Genomic DNA, 14,915 nt, shown 5'->3' with positions numbered 1-14,915 from the left:
CACACATTTAAATCCAAATCTAAATGTGTGTGAAGTTCTAATACGTTTTTTATGGTAATAAACCAATATTATTCAAGCCTGCATTTTCTGCAAAGCCAAACATCAGATTCATGTTTTGTACTGCCTGACCAGCTGCACCTTTGACCAGATTGTCCTGGGCCACCAGAATCACCAGTTTGGTTGGTTGTGGCTTATACAGTGCGATACGCAACTGGTTAGCACCACGCACCGAACGGGTTTCTGGCGAACTGCCTGCTGGCATCACATCAACAAACTGTTCATTGGCATAGAATTGCTCGTACAGTGACTGCAAGTCAGCTTCCTGGCCTGCTTCAGTCAAGTCGATATAAATCGTTGATAACATGCCACGAATCATCGGCACCAGATGCGGCACAAACAGGATATGGTCAAATACGCCTTTTTGACCTGAAATGTTTTCCAATGCTTCTACGATTTCAGGATGGTGACGATGGCCTGCAACGCCATAAGCCTTAAAATTATCAGCATTTTCAGAATAGATCATGCCCAGGCTTGCTTTACGACCTGCACCTGATACGCCTGATTTCGCATCGATAATAATGCTTTCTGGTTTTACCAAGGCTTCGTTTGATTTCAATACGGGTGCCAGACCAAGCTGAACTGTCGTTGGATAACAGCCCGGATTACCAATCACACTCGCCTGTTTGATCTGTTCACGATTAAGTTCAGACAGACCATAAACAGAATCTTTTAATACTTCTGGGCAAGCATGTTCCATGCCATACCATTTTGCGAATTGTTCCAGATTTTGCAAACGGAAATCCGCTGCAAGGTCAATTACCTTGGTATTAGCTGCAATAAGTTCTTCAGCATGTTTCATGGCAACGCCATGTGGTGTCGCGAAAAATACCACATCACATGATTTTAAAAGATCAAGGCTAAGGTCAGAAAATTGAAGATCCGTATGTCCACGCAGACTCGGGAACATATCGTCAACACGACGGCCTGCTTCAGTACGTGATGTCAGTGCTTTAACTTCTACATTCGGATGTCGCAGTAATAGACGTAAAAGTTCAACGCCTGTATAACCTGTACCACCCACAATACCCACTGAAATCACGATGATTACCTCAAACTAGATGTTTCCTTTATGGGCTGTAGTATGACAGGAACTTGAGGTTTTCTAAACTGTTTCACTAGGGATTGATGGTTTTTTATTTACGCTTCTATTTTGAGTGTTTTTAAAAACTTTAAGAGAATTATATCTTTTGCTTAGGCTATTTAGAAGTAAGTAAATACTATCTTCGTTCCTCTAAAGATATTCTTAAGCTGCCCACCAATATGGCATGACAGTATTTTTCAGAATTTTGCGGTGAGTTAAATAGTTTGGATCATGCTTTGCCACTTCCGCCCAGAAACGAGGACTATGGTCAAAATGCCGGGTATGGGCTAATTCATGCACACATAAATAACGCACGATATTTTCAGGAAACAGAATGATGCCACTATTTAGCATGATGTCATGTTTGGCAGAACAACTGCCCCATCGTGTTGTCGGTTGGCGAACATTACAAATGTTAAATGATAATCCTGTTTCTTGGCTTACTTTGTCCAGATAAACAGGCAACTGTTCTTTAGCATAAGAAATGGCAAAGGCTTTTAAATAGGTTTCAGGATGACGGTCACTGATCGATAGCTGTAATAATTTAGCATCAAAAACAAAGTTCTGCTTTTGACTTTGATACACGATCTGGATTGGCTGAGCCTGATCGAAAAGCTGCAATTCTGCTGGTAAAGATCTATCAATACTTTGATTTTTTTCCTGCTGCAATTTCCATGTTTTCAGTAGCCAGCTTTCAGCTTGATCAATAAAATTCTGAATCTGTTTTTTGCTACAAAATACAGGTGCGGTTAAACGGATTTGATCACCTTCTACACGCAGTCTGAGACGTGTTGAGCGAACATTTCGAGTAATTTGAATTTCAGGTAGGTCGTTTAGGGTCATTTTTTATATTTAATCGTTATTTAAATCCTCCTCCTTGCGCAGCAGTGCTGCTCACCTTTTCAAAGGAGGGAGAAAGCCCCTCTTTTTTAAAGAGGGGTTTGGGGAGATTAGCTCTTCAATGAGTTAAAATTAAACCGCAGTACGTTCTTCAATGCCGTTATTGGTCGCAACAATCGCAATATCCGCCTTGTTGATCGCAAAAATACCGTTACATACGACGCCTGGAATGTCATTAATGGTTTTTTCCAGCTCAAGCGCATTCAGAATATTCAGGTTATGCACATCCAAAATAACATTTCCATTATCAGTCACTACACCTTCACGGTAAGCAGGATCACCACCTAATGCCACCAACTTACGTGCGACTGCTGAACGTGCCATTGGAATCACTTCAACAGGTAATGGGAAATCACGACCCAACTGCTCTACCCATTTCGAATCATCCACGATACATACGAATTTTTTCGCAATCGACGCCACGATTTTTTCACGTGTAAGCGCAGCACCACCACCTTTGATCATGTGCATATGACGGTCAATTTCATCAGCACCATCGACATAGGCATCTAAACCGCCCACGCTATTCATATCAACCACTTCAATGCCTAATTTTTTCAGACGCTGTGCAGTCGCTTCAGAACTTGCAACAGCAGCTTCCAATTGCAGTTCTGGTAAAAGGTCAATTAAAAAGTTAACGGTACTACCTGTACCTACGCCTAAAATGCCCCCTTTTGGTAAGTGTTTTAAAGCCGCTTTGGCTGCAGCTTGTTTTTTCTCATCTTGGGTTGCATATAGACTCATGACATCACTCAACTAATTTGGACTTTTGCAGTAATTTTAAACCGCAAAGCCGTGTGGTTTGTTACAATAGAGTCTTATTTTAAACTGTTAGATGGAAAATTAACATGCTGTCTCGTTTGGTTCGACAAATTTTACAAGCAACGGTCTACGATGTTGCAATCGAAACCCCACTCGAAGCAGCGCCACGAATTAGCGAACGCTTAAATAATAACATTCGCTTTAAACGTGAAGATTTACAACCGGTCTTTTCATTTAAACTACGCGGTGCCTATAACCGTATTAGTCAATTACCGAAATCACAACTCGAACATGGCGTTATCACAGCTTCAGCAGGCAACCATGCACAAGGCGTGGCACTGTCAGGGAAAAAGCTGGGTATTCGCGCGATTATTGTGATGCCAAAGACCACGCCCGACATTAAAGTCCAAGCAGTAAAACGTTTAGGGGGTGAAGTAGTATTACATGGTGATTCATTTGACGTTGCCAATAAATATGCCATTCAACGTGCCGAAGAAGATGGCATGACCTTTATTCCACCTTATGACGATGAACTGGTGATGGCCGGTCAAGGCACCATTGCCAATGAAATTTTGCGTCAATGGCGTGATGTGGAATATGTCTTCGTTGCTGTTGGTGGTGGTGGCCTGATTGCCGGTGTTGCAGCGTACTTGGGAGATGTGGCTCCGCATGTCAAAGTTATTCCTGTGGAATATGATGAATCCGCGTGCTTAAAAGCGGCCTTAGAAGCCAATGAACGTGTGATTCTTCCATCTGTCGGTTTATTTGCCGATGGTACTGCAGTGGCACAAATTGGTGAAAAACCTTTTGAGGTCATCCGCCTGCAAAAATCAGATAACTCTGGCCCAATCGTTGAACCAGAAGTCGTGCTGGTCAATACCGATGAAGTCTGTGCAGCAATTAAAGATACTTATGACGAATGCCGTAGTATTGTAGAACCATCTGGTGCAATGGCGTTGGCAGGGATTAAAAAATACGTCGCTGAACACGGCATTCAAGGTAAAAATATCGTGTCGATTGTTTGTGGTGCCAACATGAACTTTGACCGTTTACGCTATATTGCGGAACGTACAGAACTCGGCGAACGCAAAGAAGCCATCTTTGCCGTGACCATTCCTGAACAGAAAGGCGCTTTCCTGAGTTTCTGTCGTGCCCTGCAAGGCCGTAACATCACCGAATTTAACTACCGTTCAAGTGATGCTTCTGCAGCTCAGGTCTTTGTCGGTATCAGCCTGAAAAATGGTGAAAAAGAACGTCAGGAAATCTATGAAAACCTGAAATTCGACTACGATGTTGATGATCTGTCTGATGACGAAGTCGCAAAACTACATATCCGTTACCTGATTGGCGGTCATGCTGATATTGAAAATGAGCGTCTGTTCCGTGTGGAATTCCCGGAACGTCCAGGTGCCCTGCTAATGTTCCTGGAACGTCTTGGCCCAACGCATAACATCACCCTGTTCCATTACCGTAACCACGGTGCTGCAGAAGGTCGCGTACTGGTCGGTCTGGAGGCAGAAGATGCACAGCAGAATCCAGATGGTTTGATCGAAACTTTGGAAAGCATCACTTATCCATATGAAGAAATCACCAATAACCTGGGTTATCAGCGTTTCTTGAAATGATCAGTTTAATATAAACCGCCTTTCGAGGCGGTTTTTTTATGTCCGGCTGAAAAAATGTATGAAGTATTTATGTAAGGCCAGATAGCTGAAAACTATAAAAATCTTTAAGATACGTACTTAGACATGAACTGATTTGAAATAAAAAGATTTAGGGAAATATGCATGGCTTTATTTGCAGTCATTGGGCTGGGCAGCTTCGGTGCAACAGTAGCGACTCAACTGATCAGCCTGAAACATGATGTGATTGGAATCGACCTCGATAAAAAATATGTGGAAAATATTTCCGATCAGCTCACCCATGCGGTCATTGCCGATGCAACCGATGAGCATGTTCTAGATGAACTGGATATCCAGCGCTGTGAAGCAGTCGTAGTCGCAATTGGTGAAGATATTGAAGCCAGTATTCTGTGTGTACTGCATCTGAAAAATATGGGTGTAAAGAAAATCTGGGCCAAAGCCAAATCCAAAGCCCACCATATGATTTTGACTCATCTGAATGTCGAAAAAATTATTCATCCTGAAGAAGATATGGGCGTCCGTGTGGCACAATCACTCAGCTATCCGATGGTTAGCCGTTATATGTCACTTGAAGATGATCACTATATTGTCAAAATTGAGATTCATGCCGATCATCATGACACTCCTTTACGCCAGTTAATGAACCAGGTTCCCGAAATTAAAGTTCTTTTGCATAAACGCGGCACTGAAATACAGCATATCGTAGATCTTGAGCTGTTACTTAAAGAAGGTGACATTCTGGTAGTGGAAGGATTGCTGGAGCCTCTACGCCGTTTGTCCAAGCATTTTAAGACCATATGAAAAGCTCAAATTTAAACCAGAACAGGATTGTCAATCTCAGTCCACCGAGTCTACTGGCCTTAGGTTTTCTAGGACTGATTTTTATTGGTTCTTTATTACTGATGCTGCCCTTTGCCCATCAAACTGAAATCAGCTGGTTAGAGGCGATTTTTACAGCGACTTCTGCAGTGACAATTACCGGACTGTCTGTGGTCAATGTAGGTGAAGCTTATACACCCTTTGGGCAGGTCGTGATTATGTTCCTGCTGCAATGTGGTGGCCTCGGTTTTATGACCTTTGCCATACTCGCTTTTATGAGCCTGTCACCTAAACTTGGTTTAAGACAGCAAGTAATGGCACAGGAAGCTATTGGCCAGACCAGTTTGAAGAAAGTCAGTTTTACCATTAAAGCAGTTTTCCTATATTCCCTGTTTTTCGAAGCGATTGGCACCCTGATTTTAACCTTGGCGTGGCTGGAAGATTATCCTTTTGGTGAAGCACTGTTTTATGCGGCTTTTTATAGTGTTTCTGCGTTTAATAATGGCGGATTTTCCCTTTTCCCCAATAGCTTGATGAGCTTTTCCGGCCAGTATTTCGTGACCTTTACGATCAGCATGCTGTATATCATTGGCGGGATCGGTTTTCTGGTTCTGATGGATGTAAAACAGAATAAAAGCTGGCGCAAGCTTAGCCCGAATAGCAAGCTGATTCTAACGACGATTATGGGCCTTAACCTGAGTGCTTTTATTGTACTCTGGCTATTAGAAGCCTCTAATCCACAGACTTTAGCGCTGATGAGTGTAGGTGATCAGGCACTCAATGCCTGGTTCCATGCCACTGTTCCCCGCTCTTCGGGTTTTTATAGTCTGCCCATGGACCAGATGAGCGATGCCTCAAGTCTAGTCACCATTTTTTTAATGTTTATTGGTGGCGGCTCCTTAAGTACGGCGGGTGGAATTAAAGTTGGCACCTTTATTATTGTGGTGATCAGCGTAATCAGTTTTCTACGCCGTGAAGATGAAATTCGCTTGTTCAATCATTCTATTTCTGAAAAAACCACTTTTAAGGCTTTAGCGGTTGTGTGTATTACCGCAGGTCTGGTCATGACCGGTTTTATGAGTTTACTCATTCTAGAACCCGATCATGATTTTTTAGATTTACTGTTTGAGGCGGTTTCTGCCGCCTGTACGGTCGGATTAACGCGTGGTGTTACTGGAGAATTGCAACCAGCGAGTTTAATCATTCTGATGCTGATGATGTATGCGGGTCGTCTAGGACCTTTGACCCTTGCCTATTTAATTGCAACACCGAAAAAGAGCCGTCTTAAACATCCGCCTTCAGAAATTCAGATTGGTTAAGATTTAAATGAATTCACATAAGCAAAAAACCACGCATAAGCGTGGTTTTTTACATGAAACAGATTAGTACCAATTCATTAAGGATACACCCAAGCCCACATAAGTTGCACGGTGATTATAATCAATCAGACTTTCACCATAACCATCAAAGAGCTGGAATTGACCGCGTAGACGCCCACTGATCGGAAATGACCAGTCGAACTGTACCGCACCACGGTTATCATCACCACCTTTAAGTGTATGACGCAACATCAGGGAAAAATCGTGGGCATTATGACGATAAAATGCAGTTAAATCCCCACGCCCGATATAGTTTTTAATCTCGGGATTATTGTCATCTGCACGATCTTCTTCAATACGATACCAAGGACGCAGCATTATGGCGAAGTTGTCTTTTTCGAAACCGAGATTCAGCATTACCCGGTTCCAGCTACGAGATAATGGATCAGAACGGCCATTAGACTGGTGATTAAGCGTCAATCCCAGCATACGCCAGTTCAAACCAAACAGATCATAATTGGTACGGAAGATCAGGCTTGCTTCAGGCTCATAATTGGTTTCACGAAATGGTCTGGACTCTTCCGAGTTATATACCTGCCAGCGTGAAGACTGGGTATAACCCAGCCAGAGATCCCCGTTATCACCCAGAATATTTTCAACCGCCTTGGTTTTTAAAGATAACTGGAATTTCCCTTCAATCGAGGTCAAATTCTGGTCTTCTTTAACCGTGTTATTTGGGTTTTCGCTTTGCGGAAACTCGTTTTTCTTGGAAGTCCAGAATCCTGGCATCAGATAAATCGGCTGATAGGAACGGATATTCCAGGTACCCAGTTTACTTTCTGGCGACAATTCCCAACGGCTATCCAGCAAGGATAAAGCCGGAGTCAGCTTTGATCCTTCAGAAGCATAGATATTGGAAACGGTCTGTTCAATTTTCGCTTTGAGGTTGTCGGGTTCGGGCGCAATTTCTATGGCTGCACGCCGTTCAGAAACAATATCAGGCTTACTATCGGCCGGTATTTTAAATACCGCATCATAACAGGCCAAGCGTTCTGAATTGGTTTCAACCGCAGAGCAAGCCTCAGCCGTTGCCGGCACCGGACTACTCGCTACAGTTTTATCTTCCGCATTAACTTGCGTCCCAACTGCACAGCCAAGCAAAACGCCTAGCTGCAAAGTTGAGCGCTTAATAGAATTAAGCGCCATCCTCTATCCTCATTGTTTTTATTTATTGAACTTGCTGAATTGTAAAGCCGAGTTGTTCTAAAGTTTCTCGTTTGGCAAATGGCGCAACCACCGCTTTTGAAGCTTGCTGTTCAACCAGATAAGTCTGTGCGACACGTTTCAAATCATCTAAAGTGACATGCAACAAACGTTCCCGAAGCTGTTTACGGAATGCTGGCGTACGTTGATGCAGGTAGGCATAACAGGCAGTAATCGCTTCACCTGCTGGTGACCCCGGTTTGTCCATACTGGCAATTAAACCCAAGATGGCTTCTTCCAGCTGATGCGGTTGTTGAGGTGCGTTAAGCAACCATTGGATACTTGCATCAAAGTCCTGGAAAGTCTCTGCTAAGCGTGGATCGCGATAACTATAGAAGCGGAAAGAACATGCATTTCCGTCATAGCTTGCGCCACCACCATAAGCACCGCCTTTCTCACGGATTGCGCTATGCAGATAACCATTACGCAAGTAGCCTGCCAATACCATCAAGGCAGCAGCATCAGGATGTGAAACTTCTACCGCAGGATAAGCTGCTGCACAGAACTGCACATTAGTCTGAATCAACCAGGCTTCATCATTGCTATGATTAACTTTTTCAACCTGAGTCAATTCTGCAGGTGCAGTATTCACTTCCAGTTTGTCCCACACGTTTTGAATTTCTTCAATCAGACGCTCAGACTGCTGTTCTTCACACACCAACAGGAATTGTTTTGGTGCTTGTAGCAAGACTGTATGAATGCGTTTTAATTCATCAATCATAGCATCATAAGCTGCTGTATCTTTTTCAGCCTGATTGACCAAGTTAATCAGCCAGTTCAAAGCACCCAGACCGGTATTATGATAATCACGCAAGGCTAGAGCGCTATGCTGACGTGATGCCACTTGCATCGCATAGCTATGACCCGAACCGGAAATACGTGATTGCCAGCGAGTCTTACGCTGTTGTAATAACTCAATAATACGGCCTTTTTCATCAAAGCGAAGTTGCTCGAAACCGATTTTTAACAGACGGATCGCATCCAGATGGCTAGCCAAAGATTTAGTCGTTAAAGTTAACCACGCACTGATCTTGTTTTTGTCATCCACTTTAGAACGCAATGAAGCGCCCATGCCCAGACCACCACTGACTGCTGTTTGCAGTTGCTGGAATTGCAGGTAATCATATTCACCCGCACCAACTTCACCCATTAAAATAGACAACAGGTTGAAATACGGTGATTGCACCACTTCATCTGGAATTTTCACCAATACCTGTTGGTAATAAATCCCATTGGTACCTGCATGATAAAGATTCAACGGCGTATCTACACGGTTACAGATAATCTCACGCAACTGGCCTTGAACAATCTGCAATTCCGCAGGCACATCTTCCAGACCCACCTTAGGTAACAGATTCAAATCATCTGGAGTATCTTGGCGGATATTTAACGCTTCAGTTTGAGCATTGATCTCTGCTTTTTGCTCTTCAGTTAAAGCTTTACCAATCTCAGCCAGACGTGCTTTTTCTTCTTCCGCTTCTTTGGCAGATTTAGTTGCATCTGGAACTAAAGTCAGTTGAACACGGTGCTGGTTATTTAACAGATGTTCTTTGATCAGATTCGACAACCACATTGGATCTTGCAACTCTTCTTTTACTGAAGCAATTGCAGAGTCCACATCCCAGACTTCAACCGGATCACGATGGTGAATTGCACTGCTTAAGCCGCTTAAAATCAGGCTTAGACCATACGGTGTACCATCACCATTGATTTCACGCTGATGCAATTCGATCTGATGCAGGATCGCATCTACTGCCTGTTGATCAACAGGTTTAGAGGCAACTTCTTCCAGAACTTTGAAAACTCCGTTTTTGAATTCTTCAGCATGTTCAGGGTTTGAACCTTGAACCGCGCAGTAGAAGGTCATTTCAAAGTTGGAATCATCTACGCCCATGAATGGGCCAGTTGACTGTGCATAACCACAGGTTTCCAAGTAATGACGTAAGGGAGATGCTGAATCTTCCAGCAAAATCCCTTCTACGAGACGCAAGCCTAAACGTAACTTGATATCACTCGCTTCTGGCAATAACCATGACAATACGTGATAAGTCTTGTCCTTCAGATCTTCCCCATCAACTGCATAGGTTTCTGTTACATTGAGTGGCGCAGTTAAACGGGTTTCTGGCGTTGAATAAAGTGTTTCACCTTTTTCAAATTTAGACAGCGCTAGATTTTCAAACTGTTCCTGTAACTCAGCAGCAGATTTATTGCCAAAGGTCATAAATACAGCATTACTTGGATGGTAATGCGTTTTATAGAAGTTCACCAGCTCTTCATAAGTCAGGTCTGGAATATCTTTAGGATCGCCGCCTGAGTTGTAGTGATAAGTGGTGTCCGGGAATAAGTGATGCGCCAAAGTATGATAAAGCTGATCTGAAGGTGAGCTCATTGCCCCTTTCATTTCATTAAATACCACGCCTTTATATACCGGTTCGCCATTTTCCAGTTCAATACGAATACCTTCCTGAGCAAAATCCAGCGGATTCAGGTTCGCAGCGAAAGCCGCATCCATATACACTTCTAATAAGTTCTGGAAGTCCTTATCATTTTGAGTTGCGAATGGATAAGCCGTCCAGTCTGCCGCTGTAAAGGCATTCATAAAAGTATTAAGCGAACGGCGAATCATCAAGAAGAACGGATCACGTACCGGGAATTTTTCTGAGCCGCACAGTGCAGTATGTTCCAGAATGTGCGCTTCACCTTTCGAATCCATTGGCTGAGTGCGAAACGCAACAAGAAAAACATTTTCATCATGATTGGTCGCCAGATGATAATGGGTGGCGCCAGTCACTTTATGCTTATATTCAGACACTAAAATGTCTAAAGCTTCAACATGTTGTTGACGTACCAACTGAAACGCAGGATGTACAGTTTGAGAAATGGTTTCAGTGACATCTACAGTCATGCGATCTCCTAATGCTTAAATTAAAAAATTATTATTCGCATTATAGCTGTAGTTGTTTGAATTATTCACGCAGAAAACCGAGGATTTTGATCGAATTAAGTAAACCTGATCATCTGATTTTTAAATGATCAGGTTTGGCAATGATCTCTAGATCATATACTTGAAATAGTTATAACTCGGGTGGTTTTCAACAAAGACATAGTTCTGTTTTTGATAGAAACTGGCGGCCAGTTTGGTATCGGTCTGTAAACAAAGTGCTGAATAAAATGGTCGTGCCAACTGCTCCAGATAAGCTAGAAGCTGCTTACCTACACCATGTTGACGATATTTTGGATGCACATAGAAGCGACGTACCCGGCCAATTCTTTCTTCAATGCCGTTATCGCCCCATTGCTGGTTTAAGCCGCCACAGGCAATCAGTTTATTGCCATCATAGGCACAGGCCAGAAATTCATTATTTTGACTGAAACAGTTTTTTCCAGTGCGGTATTCTTCAATTAACTTATCAATCAGGTCATAACCTTCTTTACGCGCCAGTGTCGCTAAAGTGTCAATCTGATCAGGGAGCTGCTCGGCTGTTACAATCTTAATATCCATATACCCACACTGTTTTAGATGATTGTTCAAATGTCGCACCAGTATAACTGCTTGGTACTCTAATCTTATAAATAAAATCCAACCTTTAAATCAATGGCTGCACTCGCTACCGTTTAAAAATAAATCAATTCTTAGACCAAAGATTCAAGCTGAATAAGTTACAGTATTTTTTAAAGTATTCTGAAAATGTTTCAGTGAACTACAGCAAACCCGAGCAATCGTGTAAACTTAGCACTTTCATTTTTAATGTGATATTTGGATATGTCTACTGTTGACCTTTTTGCGATTGGCAATGCGCTGATTGACCAGGAATTTAAAGTTTCTGATGAGTTTTTAACTGCACATCACTTGCAAAAAGGCACCATGCAACTTGCGGATGGTGAAGCTCAGGCTACTCTGTATCAAAACTTAAAAGCAACTCAAACTTATAAAGGTCAGGCTTCAGGCGGTTCAGCAGCCAATACTACAGTTGCATTTGCAGCTTTGGGCGGCTCTGCATTCTATGCCTGCCGTGTCGGTAATGATGATTTGGGTCATATCTATCTGCATGGCTTAAACGAAGCGGGCATCAAAACTACAACCCAATCGATTAGTGAAGGCGTAACCGGCACCTGTATGGTTCTGGTCAGTCCAGATTCTGAACGTACCATGCATACCTATTTAGGTATTACTGCTGAACTGACAGATGAACAGATTGATTTCCAGCCTTTAACAACCGCTAAATGGCTCTATATCGAAGGCTATCTATCCACTTCAGAAACAGCGCGTCAGGCCGTAAAACAAGCACGTGAAATTGCCAAAGCCAATGGGGTTAAAATCGCATTCACTCTTTCTGACCCTGCGATGGTGCAATATGCCCGTGCCGGTCTGGATGAAATGATTGCAGATGGTGTAGATCTCTTGTTCTGCAACCAGCAAGAAGCATTGATGTATACCGAAACAGATACCATCGAAGCCGCTCTGGTTAAACTTAAAGAATTAAGTCAATACGTTGTCATTACAATGTCAGCTGAGGGTGCGCTTATTTCCAATAATGGTGAAACCTTTACTGTGCCGGGCCGTGCTGTAACTGCAGTGGATGCCAATGGGGCTGGCGATGCTTTCGCGGGTGCTTTTTTATATGCACTTAATGCGGGTCTTGGCTTAAAAACAGCAGCAGAACTGGCAATTTTGGTGTCTAGTCAAGTGGTAGCGCAATTTGGGCCACGACTGGCGGTTTCAGAATACACCGCATTATTAAAAGATGTTCTTAAGGAATGTGCTTAATGTTTAAAATTTGCATGACTGACGATATTCCAGAGCGTGAAGCACGCTCTTTTGAACTTCCGAATGGGGATACAATTTTTATTACCCAGCGTGATGGTTCGTTTTATGCTTACCAGAATATTTGTCCACATTTACAGGTAGAACTGGAATTTCTGGAAAACCAGTTTCTGGACCGTGATCAGGAGTTTATTGAATGCTCTACTCATGGCGCGCTGTTCGTTGTAGAAAGCGGTGAATGTATTTCTGGACCTTGCCAAGGTCAATCACTTGAAAAAGTTGATATTACCGTGCATTCTGATGGCGGAATTTATCTTTCAGAATAATAGCTAAAACGGATTTTGCCATGCCTGAGTTTTTACTTGACTATAACCTGATGCCATTTCATCTCAGTTTATTGTTCATCATTCTGCTTGGTATGGCAAAAACAGTTGCCTTCTATTTTAAGCTTAAACCCAGTCAACTCCTGAAACGCATTTCCCCATATGACTTTCAGAATGTTGAATGGCTAAATGTTAAATTTTCCAAAACCCTGATTGTTTTTTTCTTCTTGATGAATTTTAGCTTTGCCGGCTATTTGCTTCAGTTTCTGATCTATTCACAGGAATATCATTTCTTACCTGCCTATTACATCATTCTACCGGCATTGATCATTGCGATTTTCTTTACCGTATTTATGATTCATTGTCTGGATCAGGTCATTCCACCTAAATATAAAAAGAATGATGTAAACCTGTTAGGCCGTTTAGCCACAATTTCGAGCGGTAATGCCCGACCCGGGTTTTCTGCCCAAGCGCGAGTTCGGGATGAGTATGGTCAGTTGCACTATGTTCAGGTCGAACCTGAATTTGGCGAACTGGAATTTCAGTCTCAGATTATTTTAATCCGTCTTAGAAAATCGCATTATGTGGCCAAGAAGATCTGTAAATCCAACCGACTCTTTAGTTTGAATCTGGAAGAAGCTTAAAGAATTCAATAGAAAAAATCCCGGCTAAAAGTCGGGATTTTTTATTGGATAGATAGATTTATTTTTTAAACAAGCCTGAGACCATATTCAATACATTCTGAATATCATTATTGGCTTCCTGCTTGCTGGTTTGCTCACCTTGTGGTGTCAGTGAATCAATAATCTGCGGCAAGACCTGAGAAATGGCGCTATAGACATCCTGTTTAGGCACATGGGTCTGTTCTGCGACCTGTTCTACTTCCTGGTCATCAAACAGGTTTTGTACCTGCTGCGGATCAACATTGGCATTTTCACCCGGGCCAGTAGAGACCCAGTCATCGACCTGGCTATTTAAACCTTGTCCTTTGAGTTTGTCCAAGGCTCCTTGCAAACCGCCCTGTTTCTGAATCCAGGCCAAGACCAAGGGCAAGACAGCAATCAATAAAGTCTTTGTCGTTGAACTGCCACCCAGTCCAGAATTCGGTCGAGCGGAAGATTGGCTCCCACCTCCGAGCTGACTGAGTACAGAACCTAAAATTGCGCCTAGACCATTTTGCTTGTTTTGCTGTTGTGAGTTTTGATGCTGCTGATTTGAATTCTGGTTTTGCTGACTGGCATTATTGATATGACCCAATACTGATCCAAGAATATCTGCCAATCCCCCTTGCTGGGATGAACGCTGCTGGGATTGCGACTGGTTATTTCCCAAGGCTTGCTTGGCCAGCATTTCCACAATACTACTAAGATTGGTCATAACTCATTCCTGTATACGACTTCTCTACAGAATAGAGTCTTGGCTCCTATTTTCCATGCAGGATTTTGTTAATATTTGCAATACTGATATAAGACCTTATCAGCCCTCCAGTTTTACCAGCGATATTTATCCCAGTTTTCAGGGTTAGCCCAGAATTTAGAGTTAAACCAGTCTGGCACATGTTTATAAGTCAAAATATTGAATTGCCAGAGTGCAAAATCTGCCCCATGAACTGTCTTGTCAATCAGCTGGGTCAGACCTAAAGACCTGAGCAGTTTTTCATCCTGCAAGCGACTCACCACCACCAGACGTTTTGCAAATAAATCACGCATTTTAACCAGAATTTGACTCTTCTGCTGTTCTGACAATGCCAAAGTTTCAGGAGTATCCAGCATCGCTACTGCCAGGTCATAACGCTGTTGAAAAGGCAGATTTAAAACCTCAGATACGTTAAAATAGTGCCATTGAATAGATTGCTGAAATTGAGATTGGGTTAAATCTTGCCCGATACAAATAGCAGTATGAATTGACTGTTCCTTAGCGAAATCGTCTAGCATTGAAGTGATGACATTCTGTTCAGCCATGACTGCATCCTTATGATTT

The 14,915-nt window shown here is 42.7% G+C and carries 14 protein-coding genes; 6 read left to right on the top strand and 8 right to left on the bottom strand.

Annotated features, from left to right (window positions below; translation table 11 throughout):
• Positions 1-49 precede the first annotated feature (49 nt).
• The 3 genes from argC to rpiA form a co-directional block, all read right to left on the bottom strand.
• Entirely contained in the window at positions 50-1,105 is a 1,056-nt protein-coding gene (gene argC, locus RJ01_RS05960; protein WP_171064832.1) for an N-acetyl-gamma-glutamyl-phosphate reductase, read from the bottom strand.
• A gap of 198 nt (positions 1,106-1,303) precedes the next feature.
• Positions 1,304-1,984 (bottom strand): M48 family metallopeptidase, encoded by a 681-nt coding sequence (locus RJ01_RS05955; protein WP_034170357.1) that lies wholly within the window; start codon positions 1,982-1,984, stop codon positions 1,304-1,306.
• A 129-nt stretch (positions 1,985-2,113) separates the two neighbouring features.
• Positions 2,114-2,785 carry a ribose-5-phosphate isomerase RpiA gene (gene rpiA / locus RJ01_RS05950; RefSeq protein ID WP_034170356.1) on the bottom strand — a complete coding sequence of 224 codons (672 nt, stop codon included), beginning with the start codon at positions 2,783-2,785 and terminating at the stop codon, positions 2,114-2,116.
• 104 nt (positions 2,786-2,889) lie between these two features.
• Here rpiA and ilvA point away from each other — a divergent pair, with 104 nt between their 5' ends.
• The 3 genes from ilvA to RJ01_RS05935 all read left to right on the top strand — a co-directional run bounded on the left by ilvA (position 2,890) and on the right by RJ01_RS05935 (position 6,584).
• A complete protein-coding gene (ilvA, locus tag RJ01_RS05945; protein ID WP_034170355.1) occupies positions 2,890-4,428 on the top strand; it encodes a threonine ammonia-lyase, biosynthetic in 1,539 nt (512 codons plus the stop codon).
• Positions 4,429-4,590: 162 nt separating this feature from the next.
• Positions 4,591-5,247 carry a TrkA family potassium uptake protein gene (locus RJ01_RS05940; RefSeq protein WP_034170354.1) on the top strand — a complete coding sequence of 219 codons (657 nt, stop codon included), beginning with the start codon at positions 4,591-4,593 and terminating at the stop codon, positions 5,245-5,247.
• Entirely contained in the window at positions 5,244-6,584 is a 1,341-nt protein-coding gene (locus RJ01_RS05935) for a TrkH family potassium uptake protein (protein ID WP_034170353.1), read from the top strand. Before RJ01_RS05940 ends, RJ01_RS05935 begins: the two co-directional genes overlap by 4 nt.
• 63 nt (positions 6,585-6,647) lie before the next feature.
• Here RJ01_RS05935 and RJ01_RS05930 read toward each other — a convergent pair whose 3' ends face one another.
• The 3 genes from RJ01_RS05930 to RJ01_RS05920 all read right to left on the bottom strand — a co-directional run bounded on the left by RJ01_RS05930 (position 6,648) and on the right by RJ01_RS05920 (position 11,349).
• Positions 6,648-7,790: a phospholipase A gene (locus RJ01_RS05930; protein ID WP_034170352.1), complete on the bottom strand. Its 1,143-nt coding sequence runs from the start codon at positions 7,788-7,790 to the stop codon at positions 6,648-6,650.
• A 22-nt stretch (positions 7,791-7,812) separates the two neighbouring features.
• The gene (locus RJ01_RS05925; protein WP_034170351.1) at positions 7,813-10,752 is read right to left on the bottom strand and encodes an insulinase family protein; all 2,940 of its coding nucleotides are present in this window, start codon (positions 10,750-10,752) and stop codon (positions 7,813-7,815) included.
• Positions 10,753-10,899: 147 nt separating this feature from the next.
• On the bottom strand, positions 10,900-11,349 hold the full coding sequence (locus RJ01_RS05920; protein ID WP_034170350.1) for a GNAT family N-acetyltransferase: 450 nt from the start codon (positions 11,347-11,349) through the stop codon (positions 10,900-10,902).
• 261 nt (positions 11,350-11,610) lie between these two features.
• Here RJ01_RS05920 and RJ01_RS05915 point away from each other — a divergent pair, with 261 nt between their 5' ends.
• Genes RJ01_RS05915 through RJ01_RS05905 form a run of 3 tightly spaced genes read left to right on the top strand, consistent with a single transcriptional unit; the run spans position 11,611 to position 13,579 of the window.
• Positions 11,611-12,615 (top strand): adenosine kinase, encoded by a 1,005-nt coding sequence (locus RJ01_RS05915; protein WP_034170349.1) that lies wholly within the window; start codon positions 11,611-11,613, stop codon positions 12,613-12,615.
• Positions 12,616-12,629: 14 nt separating this feature from the next.
• Entirely contained in the window at positions 12,630-12,938 is a 309-nt protein-coding gene (locus tag RJ01_RS05910) for a Rieske (2Fe-2S) protein (RefSeq protein WP_373684488.1), read from the top strand.
• A gap of 20 nt (positions 12,939-12,958) precedes the next feature.
• On the top strand, positions 12,959-13,579 hold the full coding sequence (locus RJ01_RS05905; RefSeq protein ID WP_005235372.1) for an OB-fold-containig protein: 621 nt from the start codon (positions 12,959-12,961) through the stop codon (positions 13,577-13,579).
• 58 nt (positions 13,580-13,637) lie between these two features.
• On the opposite strand, the gene RJ01_RS05900 is transcribed toward RJ01_RS05905, so the two are convergent.
• Positions 13,638-14,312, bottom strand: a complete 675-nt coding sequence (locus RJ01_RS05900) for a YidB family protein (protein ID WP_034170348.1) — start codon at positions 14,310-14,312, stop codon at positions 13,638-13,640.
• A gap of 113 nt (positions 14,313-14,425) precedes the next feature.
• A complete protein-coding gene (locus RJ01_RS05895; protein WP_034170347.1) occupies positions 14,426-14,896 on the bottom strand; it encodes a DUF6231 family protein in 471 nt (156 codons plus the stop codon).
• Positions 14,897-14,915: the final 19 nt, after the last annotated feature.

This window comes from Acinetobacter sp. YZS-X1-1 (assembly GCF_000804305.1).
GTDB classification, from domain to species: domain Bacteria; phylum Pseudomonadota; class Gammaproteobacteria; order Pseudomonadales; family Moraxellaceae; genus Acinetobacter; species Acinetobacter variabilis.
Note: the sequence above shows the minus strand (reverse complement) of the source record. Positions and strands in the feature narration are given on the sequence as shown.